This window comes from Pseudomonas sp. RW409, from assembly GCF_003184125.1.
In the GTDB taxonomy this organism is placed as follows: Bacteria; Pseudomonadota; Gammaproteobacteria; order Pseudomonadales; family Pseudomonadaceae; genus Aquipseudomonas; species Aquipseudomonas chlororaphis_I.
Genome location: NZ_QHHP01000042.1, coordinates 1,021,336 through 1,032,578, shown reverse-complemented (window position 1 = coordinate 1,032,578; position 11,243 = coordinate 1,021,336). Strand labels below are relative to the sequence as shown.

The window sequence follows — 11,243 nt, the reverse complement described above, 5'->3', positions numbered from 1 at the left end:
ATGCTCAGCGACTTTCGTAATCGCCTGCGTCAGCAACCCGGCAAACAGGCACCGGCAGAGGCGCAGGACGCGTCCCTCGACAGTAAAGAGTGCGCCAGCGTGCTCATGGCCTGGGAGGCCAGTGTGCCGGACCTGCTCTATGAAACCAGGACCAAGCTCGGCTCGATGGAGGCCGAGTGGCGGGAAAAGATCTACCAGCAGTTGCTCAAGGTCATGGACCTGTCGCTCCTCGACTCCCTGGAGCCGGCCGAGGCCGGGCGGCAGATCCGCGACATCTGCCAGCGCTTGCTCGATGAGCATTCGGCGCCGGTCAATGCCAGCAGCCGCCAGTTGATCCTCAAGCAGATCGCCGACGAGGTGCTCGGCCTCGGGCCTCTGGAACCGCTGCTGAATGACGCGAGTGTGTCCGACATCCTGGTCAACGGTCATGCCTCGGTGTATGTCGAGCGCTTCGGCAAGCTGCAACGAACGGATGTGCGTTTTCGCGACGACCAGCACCTGCTGAATATCATCGATCGCATCGTTTCCAGCCTGGGACGGCGCATCGATGAGTCCTCGCCGCTGGTGGACGCTCGCCTGAAGGACGGCTCGCGGGTCAACGCCATCATTCCACCGCTGGCCATCGACGGGCCGAGCATGTCGATCCGCCGCTTCGCCGTGGATTTGCTCAACACCGAGAGCCTGGTGCAGATGGGCACCCTGACCCCGGGCATCGCCCTGATGCTCAAGGCCATTGTCCGCGGCCGGTTGAATGTCCTGATCTCCGGAGGGACCGGCAGTGGCAAGACCACCATGCTCAACGTGTTGTCCAGTTTCATTCCGCACAACGAGCGGATCGTGACCATCGAGGACTCGGCCGAGCTGCAACTGCAGCAGCCCCATGTGGTGCGCCTGGAAACCCGGCCGTCGAACATCGAGGGCCGTGGCGAGGTGGGCCAGCGGGAGCTGGTGCGCAACAGCCTGCGTATGCGGCCGGACCGCATCGTGATCGGTGAGGTGCGTGGCGCCGAGGCGCTGGACATGTTGACGGCGATGAATACCGGCCACGACGGCTCGCTGACCACCATCCACGCCAACACCGCCCGCGATGCCCTGGGACGGATCGAGAACATGGTGTCGATGACGGGGGCGACCTTTCCGATCAAGGCCCTGCGTCAGCAGATCGCTTCGGCCATCGGCGTGGTCATCCAGCTGGAGCGGCAGGAAGACGGTACGCGGCGGCTGGTCAGCGTGCAGGAAATCAACGGCATGGAAGGGGAAATCATCACCATGACCGAGATCTTCGCTTTCGTGCGCAGTGGCCTGGGCGAGAAAGGCGAGGTACTGGGCGAGTTCCGCCCCACCGGCATGGTTCCGGCATTTCGCGATGTGCTGGCCAAACGGGGCATCGAGCTGCCGCTCAGCCTGTTCCGGCCAGACTGGATGGAGGGCTAGTCATGAATCAAGTCCCCAGTGAATTTATCCTGGCGTTTCTCGGCATGGTGTTCACCGCCATATTCCTGCTCAGCCAGAGCGTGGCGGTGCCGGTGTTCGGCGAGGCCGGCAAGGTGCGCAAGCGTATTCGCAGCCGCCTCGACCTGCTGGAGCGGGCCAGTAACCTGGAGAACATGCAGTCGGTACTGCGCCAGAAATACCTGCGTCGCCTGTCCCCGCTGGAGGCGCGCCTGGAGCAGTTGCCGGCGATGGAGGCCCTGGCGCAGATGATCGAGCAGGCCGGACACGAATACCGCGCCTATCGGGTGCTGATGCTCAGCCTGGTCCTGATGCTGGCGGCGGGTATGCTGCTGTGGCTGTTCACGCAACTGTGGTGGGTGGCGCTCCCGGCGGCGGCCGTGGCCTTCTGGCTGCCGGTGTTGAAGATCTCCCGGGACCGCAACAAACGCTTTGCCCTGTTCGAGGAGCAGCTGCCGGATGCACTGGATGCCATGTGCCGGGCGCTGCGTGCCGGACATCCGTTCAATGAAACCCTGCAATTGGTGGCCGACGAGCACAAGGGGCCGGTTGCCCACGAGTTCGGCCTGACCTTTGCCGACATCAACTACGGCAACGATGTGCGTCGGGCCATGCTTGGCCTGCTGGAGCGCATGCCGAGCATGACCGTGATGATGCTGGTGACCACTGTGCTGATCCACCGCGAGACGGGTGGCAACCTGACGGAGGTGCTGGATCGTTTGAGCAGCTTGATTCGCGGCCGCTTCCGCTTTCAGCGCAAGGTCAAGACGCTCTCGGCCGAAGGGCGCATGTCGGGCTGGATCCTGGTGGCGATGCCTTTTGTACTGGCGGCGGGGATTGTGATTTCGAGCCCGACCTATCTGCCTCTGCTCATCAATGAGCCGCTGGGACAGAAGATGGTGCTTGGCGCGTTTGTGGCGATGCTGCTGGGAATCCTCTGGATACGCAAGATCATCCGGATTCAGGTGTGAACACAATCACTCGTAGGGGGTGAGGTCATGGAGTATCTACTGAGCCTGATCAATCGTCTGGTCGGTAATGAACAACTGGCGCGCATGGTCTTTGCCGCAGCCATCGGCCTGAGCGTGGTGCTGGCCGTGGCCACCCTGGTGTTGCTGGTGCAGGGGCTGCAGGACCCGGTGCACCGTCGTCTGCTGCTGATCAAGCGCGGCCATGGTGGCGATGGTCACCGGCAGGGGGCGCCGAGCAACCTGCAATTGATGCTGGAGCAGGTCGGCCAGCGTTTTGTCTCCGGTGAGCAGGAGCAGACCTCGGCGACCCGGACCTTGCTGACCCATGCGGGCTTTCGTTCCCCGGCCGCTGTCCAGATGTACTGGGCGGTGCGCCTGTTGACGCCATTGGTATTGGTGGCGCTGGCGGTCATGGCGCTGCCGCTGATACCGAAGGTATCGCTGCTGCTGGGGATGGGGCTGGTGATCCTGGCGCTGGGGGTGGGCTGGCTGGTACCGGCCATCTATGTCGACAGCCGCAGGAACGCGCGGATGACCCGTTTGCTCGTCGCCTTTCCGGATGCGCTGGACTTGATGGTGGTCTGCGTGGAATCAGGCCTTGCCTTGCCCCAGGCGATCGAGCGGGTGTCGGAAGAGATAGCGGTCAGCCAGCCTGAGCTGGCCATGGAGCTGGCACTGGTCAACTCCGAGATCCGCGCCGGGATTCCCAGTACCGAAGCGCTCAAGCATCTGGCCGAGCGTACCGGGCTGGAGGACATTCGCGGGTTGGTGAGCCTGTTGGCGCAGAGTATTCGCTTCGGGACCAGCGTGGGGACGACCCTGCGTATCTATGCCGAGGAGTTTCGTGACCGGCGTACTCAGCAGGCCGAAGAGAAAGCCGCGAAAATCGGCACCAAACTGGTGTTTCCGCTGATCTTCTGCCTGTGGCCAAGCTTCTTTCTGGTCGCCATAGGACCGGCGATCATCGGCGTCTTCAAAGTATTCGGGAAGTTATGAAAGAGGGGAGGGGCAAGGGCCATCGGCATGGATGGCATTGCCCCCTCTGAACTGAACGCCATCGCGATTCATTGTCACTTTGAACCACCCGAACTACCCGAACCTACGTACTCCTTGTAGTACTCGGGGATCGGGTGTTTGTAGTTGTCCAGCCAGCGCTGCAGGGTCAGTTCCCGTTCGCTGGGCGAGGCGTTCTGCGGAATGGGCGACTTGACCTGGTTACGACTCTGCAGCAGCAGCCAGGTTTCGGTCGGCTGTTGTGACAGGGAGGCCGGGCCGGGTTCGATAGCCTGGGTCACCAGCGGAAGAAGCAAGAGTCCCAGGCAGCTGAGCGTTTGGTATTTCATCACTACCTCTGCGTTATTGGTTGATTGACACTTGATGGCGACGAATCCGTAGCACTGACTGCCTGACCGTTAGCTGACTTCTTCACCGCGTTCCTGAGTTTTTCGGCCCGCTCCTTGGCGTTGGTGACTTGTTCGGGCTTCAGGCCGGCACGATTGACCAGGTCCGAGGCCTGTTTCCAGTTGCCTTGATAAATCAGCAAGGTCACCAGGTTGAGGGTTGCCAACTGATCGTCCTGTTTCAGCTCCATGGCCGTGAGGAACTCAAAGCGGGCTTGCCTGGTATCCCCCTGGTTGAGGTAGACCACCCCCAGATCGTTGCGGATCTTCTCGTCGGTGGGGGACAGGCGCGCCGCGCGTTTCAGATGTTCCAGGGCCAGAGCGTTATCGTGGCGTGACGCTGCCAGTTGACCCAGGCCATGCTCGCCTTCGGCGGCCAGGCAGGTGCTGAGCAGGCTGCGGTACAGCGGTTCGGCATCGCTCTGGCCGAGCTGGCGATAGACCTTGGCCTTGCGCATGCGGACCTGCGGCAGGTCTTCCGGCAGGCGTTGCAGATTGGCCAGGCCGGCGTGCAGCTTGCCTTCGCCGATCATGTCGTCGGCCAGGCTCAGCGACAGTTCCTGATCCGAATCCAGTTTGCTGCATGCCTGCTTCGACCAGGCACTGCTGCCGTTCGTGGCGCAGCCGCTGAGCATGAGCAGCCCCAACGCAGCAATGACTACTTTCATTTTTCGCTCCTGGAACAATCCGATTGTCGAGGAATGGCCAACACCGGACTTGCCGAGTCCGGTGTCATCGAGCCTGAGCGTGGCCAGCGACGAGCCAGAACCCTGGTTCATTGCGAAAGCCCGCTGGCGGCCTGGTCATAATTGCCGTTTTCCAGGAAGTACAGACGGAACCAGTTCGGGTCGTAGTTGCGCAGTGGCTCGCCAGGCAGTACCGGCAGCTTGGCGTTGACCGCCAGCGGTTGCACCAGATGCGGGGTGACGATCATCAGCAGTTCCTTCTCTTCGCGCCTGATCGAAGAATCACGGAAAAATGCGCCCAGGATCGGAATCTCTCCCAGGCCGGGGAACTTGCTCACGGCCGTGGTATTGGTGGTGCTGATCAGGCCGCTGATCACGAAGCTCTCACCGTCGGCCAGGGAGATGCTGGTGTCGGTGCGACGCACAACCAGGGCTGGCACCGAGATGCCGTTGACGGTAATCCCGTTGTTGAAGTCCAGTTCGCTGACTTCCGGGGCGACCTTCAAGGCGATGCGGTCATTTCCGACGATTGTGGGGGTCAGGGTCAGGCGAATACCGAATTCCTTGTACTGGATGGTAATACTGTCGCTGCCGCTGCTGGGGACCGGGATCGGCACTTCACCACCGGCCAGGAAGCTTGCGCTCTGTCCGCTCAGCGCCACCAGGCTCGGACGCGCCAGGGTGTAGGCAAACCCACTGCCTTCCAGGGCGTTGATCAGCCCAAGGACGTTACCGCCACCAAAGCCGATATTAAACTGGCCGTTGTTGAGCGGTATTCTCGGTGCGAGGCCACCGATATTGCCGGGCGTCACCGTCACCAACGGGACCGTGCCCGGGGAGCTGAACAGGAAGTTACCGCTCTTGCCGAAGATCGAGGTGCCGGCCTCTTTCAGCTTGGTGCGGCTGACTTCGACAAAGCGGATATCGGTCTGCACCTGGCTGGCCAGAGACGGGTCTTCGGAGGGGGGCAGTAGCGAACTGACCATCGAATGCGGGCCTTTGCCCTGGACGAACACCATGCTCTGGCGAGGTTCCTTGTCGCAGGCTGTCCAGACCATCAGGCTGGTGGCGCCGGGCGCAATGCCCGTCAGCAGGTATGAATCCCGCCCATTGAGATACACATCGGCAATTTTCGGGTCGCCCACGGCCAACCGGGTAATGGCAACGGGGGAGTGCATTATCGTCTGCTGACCCTCTCCCACTTCCACCGTCGACGGCAGTGGCTGCAATCCAGCGCAGTTATTTGATGCCGCCATGGCCATCCCGGTGGGGAGGCCAGCGATCATCAATGTCCACGCCACTCTCCTGAGCACCTGTACATAATCACTGTTCATGCACTGCTTCCTTGTTTGGGCTGGGAAAACCGCAAGGGCCGGTCAGCAGGGATCATTTCTCCGTCATCTGAACCAGAGCCCGCCAAGTGTTGCTGCAACCAACCAGCAGTTAGCTGTTTCTGTAACTGACGTTAGCGCAGAAAGATAAAATTGCTATGAAGTGTAAAAAAACGCTTGGTCGATCGAGGGGATTCGCCGCCGGGTCGAGGCTCGCCTGCCTGTAATGCTCAAAAATGGTGCGAGTGCGCATTGCGCGTCACTGAGCCGTTTGCGCTGAGGCGCTTCTGCAGAGGCTGCAATTTGTGGGCTTTCGTGCTGGGTCGAGCCGTGTGGCACGGGCGTGACACAGGTCAGAATCATCTTTTACATCAAGGGGATATTCTGTAGCCTTGCGCAGTTTCAACGCTGCACCTACCTGATGAATACTCACTCTCCCGGCGGTACCCTCAACGGGTCCGGAGCCGGGTGTATACTCGACTTTCGCGCATAAGCGCCCGCAGGTCTTGCGATCATGACGCACATTTCCGAACGCCTTCTGGTTCAGGCCCACCTTGACGCCAAGCAGCCCAAGCCGCTGACTGCCGCAGAAGAAGCCCATTACCGTGCCGCGATTGCTGCCGAGCTCAAGGCTCAGGACGCCGTGCTGGTGGCTCACTTCTACTGTGACCCGGTGATTCAGGCCCTGGCCGAAGAGACTGGCGGCTGCGTGTCCGATTCCCTGGAAATGGCCCGTTTCGGCAACGCTCACCCGGCCAAGACCGTGGTGGTCGCCGGTGTCAGGTTCATGGGCGAGACGGCGAAGATCCTCAACCCCGAGAAACGCGTGCTGATGCCTACCCTGGAAGCCACCTGCTCCCTCGACCTGGGTTGCCCGGTGGAAGAGTTCTCGGCGTTCTGCGACCAGCATCCGGAACGCACTGTGGTGGTCTATGCCAATACCTCGGCAGCGGTCAAAGCCCGTGCCGACTGGGTGGTGACCTCCAGTTGCGCCCTGGAAATCGTCGAAAGCCTGATGGATAACGGCGAAACCATCATCTGGGGGCCGGACAAGCATCTGGGCACCTACATCCAGCGCCAGACCGGTGCCGATATGCTGCTGTGGGACGGTGCCTGCATCGTTCATGAAGAGTTCAAGTCCAAGCAGTTGGAGGACATGAAGGCGCTCTATCCCGATGCGGCCATTCTGGTCCACCCGGAATCGCCGACCTCGGTGATCGAACTGGCCGATGCGGTGGGTTCCACCAGCCAGCTGATTGCCGCCGCGCAGCGTTTGCCGAACAAGACGCTGATCGTGGCGACCGACCGCGGCATCTTCTACAAGATGCAGCAGCTGTGCCCGGACAAGGTGTTTATCGAGGCGCCAACGGCCGGTAACGGCGCGGCTTGCCGCAGCTGCGCCCATTGCCCGTGGATGGCCATGAACACCCTGGAGCGCACCTTGCAGTGCCTGCGTGAGGGCAGCAACGAGATATTCGTCGACCCGGCGCTGATTCCCCAGGCCATTCGCCCGCTCAAGCGCATGCTCGATTTCACCCAGGCCGCGCGGATGAAGCTGGCGGGCAATGCCTGATCGCCTTCGACAAGCGCACAGAAAAACGCCCCGACATTCGGGGCGTTTTTCTGTGTGGCGGATTATTTTTTCTGTTTGGGGATGCGCACGATCTGGCTGGACGAGTAGATGTCGTGCCAGCTGCGCTTCTGCTTGTCCACCAGGACCCAGATGAAACCCAGCCCGGCGCATAGCCAGGAAGCGATCGAGACCATGAAGCGCAGGAGGGCCTGCCACAGGCTGATGCTGCTGCCGTCGGCGTTTTGCACGCGAATGCCCCAGACCTGCATGCCCAGGGTCTGGCCGGAATGGGTCCAGAACTTGGCGAAGAAGGCGAACAGCACGAACAGCAGGACGGTCGAGTAGAGGGGATCGCCGTCCAGGGCGCCGGATTCGGTCAGGGTGCGCATCCGGGTTTCACCGAGGATCTGCAACTGGATGAACTTGTAGATGCCGCCCGTGACGATCAGCAGTGCGGTGCACAGCAGGAAATCGTAGAACATCGCTGCCAGACGACGGCCCAGGCCAGCGGCGGGAAAATCGCCCTGGGGGGTTAGCAGGTGCTTTGGCATCACAGGCCTCTCGATCGAAGAAAGAAGCCATTTTACGGAATTGCGCGCACAAAAAAGCCCCTGATGTCAGCATCAGGGGCTTTTTCGTTACAGACGATCAGCCTTCGGCTTGAACTTCGTCAGCCTGCATGCCTTTTTGGCCCTGCACAGCGATGAAGGTCACTTTCTGGCCTTCTTTCAGGCTCTTGAAGCCGTTGCCCTGAATAGCGCGGAAATGCACGAACAGATCCGGACCGCTTTCTGGAGTGATAAAACCAAAACCTTTCTCGTCGTTAAACCACTTGACGGTACCGCTCTGACGTTGGGACATTTCTTATTTCCTTTGACGCTAAAAAATTAATGACAGTCTCTTTCTCATGAAGGAGTACTGGGCTGGGTTGCAGGAAAGTAAGAGACGTCGAACGGGTTGTAGCAAACTTGTTGGCTACTGCCCAGGTCACGATTCCAAGCGACCCATGCAAACACAGTGGGGAAACTCTACGCCAACTATGGGAGAAAAAACAAGCCCTGCGAAACCCCGGTTTTCCTCAGCTTGCAGCTGTTTGCCGGAACTAGGCGTCTGGGCTTATTCGATAGAGTTGTTCAATTGTTTTCAACTGTTATAAGGCAAGTTCAATATCGAAAATATGCACTATTTTATGGCGGTTGCGTTACAGATTAGTGCACTTTTAACGCAACCGCGTTACTTATAGAAACAGTTGATCAACCGCGATAGTAGCGTTGTGCAACGAATGGCATTTTGCTTACAAGCATTGGCACCTTTTTCCCACGAACAATTGCCCAAACTGGCGTATCGAGTGCGACATAAGCGCTATCGATGTAACCCATGGCCAACGGACCGCCCAGGGTCGGACCAAAACCGCCGCTGCAAACACTGCCGATCACCTCGCCCGCTTCGTTGACGATTTCCGCGCCTTCACGCACCGGTGTGCGTTCCTGGGGCAGCAGGCCCACGCGCTTGCGCTGCACGCCATTGAGCTGTTGGGCGAACACCTGTTCCGCGCCCGGGAAACCGCCGGCCCGCACGCCATCGGCACGACGTGGCTTGGAGATGGCCCACAGCAGGCTGGCTTCGATCGGGGTGGTCTGGCTGTTCATGTCATGGCCATACAGGCACAGGCCGGCTTCCAGGCGCAGCGAGTCACGGGCACCGAGGCCGATCGCCGCCACTTCCGGTTCGGCCAGCAGGGCGCGGGCCAGGGTTTCGGCGTCGGCCGCCGGCACCGAGATTTCGAAACCGTCTTCGCCGGTGTAGCCCGAACGGCTGACAAAACAGTCCACGCCCAGCAGCTTCACGCGGGTGAATTGCATGAACGTCATCTTCGCCACTTCCGGCGCCAGGCGCGCCAGCACGGTGACGGCCGCCGGGCCTTGCAGGGCGAGCAGGGCGCGCTCCTCGAACAGCGGCTCGATGCTGCACGCCTGGCCAATGTGCTGGCGCAGATGGGCCAGGTCCTGCTCCTTGCAGGCGGCGTTGACCACCAGGAACAGCTCGTCGTTGCCCAGGTTGGCGACCATCAGGTCGTCGAGGATGCCGCCGTTTTCATTGGTGAACATGGCATAGCGCTGCATGCCCACGGGCAGGTCGATGATGTCCACCGGCACCAGGGTTTCCAGGGCCTGGGCGGCATTGGCGCCGCTCAGGCGGATCTGGCCCATGTGCGAGACGTCGAACAGGCCGGCCTGCTCGCGGGTGTGCTGGTGTTCTTTCATCACGCCCAGCGGGTATTGCACGGGCATGTCGTAACCGGCGAACGGCACCATGCGCGCGCCGAGTTCGAGGTGCAGCGAATGCAGCGGGGTCTTCAACAGTGTTTCGGTGGACATGTTCAGCTCCTGGATAAACGTGAGATGCGTGTGTGCCTGCATCAGCACTCGATGATGTTGACTGCCAAACCGCCGCGGGCGGTTTCCTTGTATTTGCTTTTCATGTCGGCGCCGGTCTGGCGCATGGTGCGGATCACCTTGTCGAGGGAGACGAAGTGTTGTCCGTCACCCCGCAGGGCCATGCGCACGGCGTTGATCGCCTTGACCGAACCCATGGCGTTGCGCTCGATGCAGGGCACCTGCACCAGGCCGCCGATCGGGTCGCAGGTCAGGCCGAGGTTGTGTTCCATGCCGATCTCGGCGGCGTTTTCCACTTGTTGCACCGTACCGCCGAGCACTTCGCACAGGGCGCCGGCCGCCATCGAGCAGGCCACGCCGACCTCGCCCTGGCAGCCGACTTCGGCGCCGGAGATGGAGGCGTTTTCCTTGTAGAGAATGCCGATGGCGGCGGCGGTCAGCAGGAAACGCACCACCCCGTCTTCGTTGGCGCCGGGGATGAAGCGCATGTAGTAGTGCAGCACCGCCGGGATGATGCCGGCGGCGCCATTGGTGGGCGCGGTGACGACGCGCCCGCCGTTGGCGTTTTCTTCGTTGACCGCCAGGGCATACAGGTTGACCCAGTCCAGCACCGACAAGGAATCGCGCAAGGCCGCCTCGGGGTGTTTGCACAGCTGGCGGTGGAGGGCGGCCGCGCGGCGCTTGACCTTCAGGCCTCCCGGCAGGATCCCTTCATTGCGGCAGCCGGCATCCACGCAATCCTGCATCACTTGCCAGATCTTCAGCAGGCCGGCGCGGGTTTCCGCTTCCGGTCGCCAGGCGCTTTCGTTGGTCAGCATCACCTGGCTGATGGACAGGCCATAGGTGGTGCAATGGCCGAGCAAGTCCTTGGCGCTCTTGAAGGGGAAGGTCAGCTTGGTGGTGTCTTCGACGATGCGGTCGGCCCCCGCGGCGTCCTCGTCGACCACGAAGCCGCCGCCCACCGAGTAGTACTCGCGGCTGCGGATCTGCAACCCGGCGGCATCGAAAGCACGGAAGATCATGCCGTTGGGGTGGTAGGCCAGGGGCTTGCGGATCATGGCCAGGTGTTCTTTCTCGTTGAACGCGATGACGTGTTCGCCGAGCAGGGTCAAGCGTGCGCTGCTGCGTATTTCCTGCAGGCGCGCGGCGATGTTTTCGGTATTCACGGTATCCGGGTGTTCACCTTCCAGGCCCAGGAGCACGGCCTTGTCGCTGCCGTGGCCCTTGCCGGTGGCGCCGAGCGAGCCGTACAGCTCGACCTTGACGCAGGTGGTGGCGCCCAGCAGCCCGTCACGCCGCAGGCCTTCGACGAAGCGCGCGGCCGCGCGCATCGGGCCAACGGTGTGGGAGCTGGAGGGGCCGATGCCAATCTTGAACAGGTCGAACACGCTCAAGGACATGTTGGTTCTCCGGTTTCTTGTTATAGAGGCAGCG

Annotated in this window: 11 protein-coding genes; 4 read left to right on the top strand and 7 right to left on the bottom strand. The window is 61.3% G+C overall.

Going from position 1 to position 11,243, the window contains the following annotated elements:
- The 3 genes from DK261_RS31770 to DK261_RS31760 are packed head-to-tail and all read left to right on the top strand — an operon-like array spanning nucleotide 1 to nucleotide 3,419.
- Nucleotides 1-1,434, top strand: a complete 1,434-nt coding sequence (locus DK261_RS31770; protein ID WP_009050437.1) for a CpaF family protein — start codon at nucleotides 1-3, stop codon at nucleotides 1,432-1,434.
- Nucleotides 1,435-1,436: 2 nt separating this feature from the next.
- Nucleotides 1,437-2,423 (top strand): type II secretion system F family protein, encoded by a 987-nt coding sequence (locus tag DK261_RS31765; RefSeq protein WP_009050436.1) that lies wholly within the window; start codon nucleotides 1,437-1,439, stop codon nucleotides 2,421-2,423.
- 27 nt (nucleotides 2,424-2,450) lie between these two features.
- The gene (locus DK261_RS31760; RefSeq protein ID WP_009050435.1) at nucleotides 2,451-3,419 is read left to right on the top strand and encodes a type II secretion system F family protein; all 969 of its coding nucleotides are present in this window, start codon (nucleotides 2,451-2,453) and stop codon (nucleotides 3,417-3,419) included.
- A 74-nt stretch (nucleotides 3,420-3,493) separates the two neighbouring features.
- Here the strand turns inward: DK261_RS31760 and DK261_RS31755 are convergent, their stop codons facing one another.
- From DK261_RS31755 to DK261_RS31745, 3 genes are all read right to left on the bottom strand, one after another.
- Nucleotides 3,494-3,766: a DUF3613 domain-containing protein gene (locus DK261_RS31755; RefSeq protein ID WP_009050434.1), complete on the bottom strand. Its 273-nt coding sequence runs from the start codon at nucleotides 3,764-3,766 to the stop codon at nucleotides 3,494-3,496.
- Nucleotides 3,767-3,768: 2 nt separating this feature from the next.
- Nucleotides 3,769-4,491, bottom strand: coding sequence for a lipopolysaccharide assembly protein LapB (locus DK261_RS31750; RefSeq protein WP_009050433.1), 723 nt, complete (start codon nucleotides 4,489-4,491; stop codon nucleotides 3,769-3,771).
- A 107-nt stretch (nucleotides 4,492-4,598) separates the two neighbouring features.
- Nucleotides 4,599-5,843, bottom strand: a complete 1,245-nt coding sequence (locus tag DK261_RS31745) for a type II and III secretion system protein family protein (RefSeq protein ID WP_009050432.1) — start codon at nucleotides 5,841-5,843, stop codon at nucleotides 4,599-4,601.
- Nucleotides 5,844-6,354: 511 nt separating this feature from the next.
- Between DK261_RS31745 and nadA the strand changes: the two genes are divergently transcribed.
- Nucleotides 6,355-7,413 (top strand): quinolinate synthase NadA, encoded by a 1,059-nt coding sequence (gene nadA, locus DK261_RS31740; RefSeq protein WP_009050431.1) that lies wholly within the window; start codon nucleotides 6,355-6,357, stop codon nucleotides 7,411-7,413.
- Nucleotides 7,414-7,475: 62 nt separating this feature from the next.
- Here the strand turns inward: nadA and DK261_RS31735 are convergent, their stop codons facing one another.
- The 4 genes from DK261_RS31735 to DK261_RS31720 form a co-directional block, all read right to left on the bottom strand.
- A complete protein-coding gene (locus DK261_RS31735) occupies nucleotides 7,476-7,964 on the bottom strand; it encodes an RDD family protein (RefSeq protein ID WP_009050430.1) in 489 nt (162 codons plus the stop codon).
- Nucleotides 7,965-8,061: 97 nt separating this feature from the next.
- A complete protein-coding gene (locus tag DK261_RS31730) occupies nucleotides 8,062-8,274 on the bottom strand; it encodes a cold-shock protein (RefSeq protein WP_007931076.1) in 213 nt (70 codons plus the stop codon).
- A gap of 392 nt (nucleotides 8,275-8,666) precedes the next feature.
- Nucleotides 8,667-9,791, bottom strand: coding sequence for a glycine cleavage system aminomethyltransferase GcvT (gcvT, locus tag DK261_RS31725; RefSeq protein WP_110177425.1), 1,125 nt, complete (start codon nucleotides 9,789-9,791; stop codon nucleotides 8,667-8,669).
- A gap of 41 nt (nucleotides 9,792-9,832) precedes the next feature.
- Nucleotides 9,833-11,209 (bottom strand): L-serine ammonia-lyase, encoded by a 1,377-nt coding sequence (locus tag DK261_RS31720; RefSeq protein ID WP_028683221.1) that lies wholly within the window; start codon nucleotides 11,207-11,209, stop codon nucleotides 9,833-9,835.
- Nucleotides 11,210-11,243 lie beyond the last annotated feature (34 nt).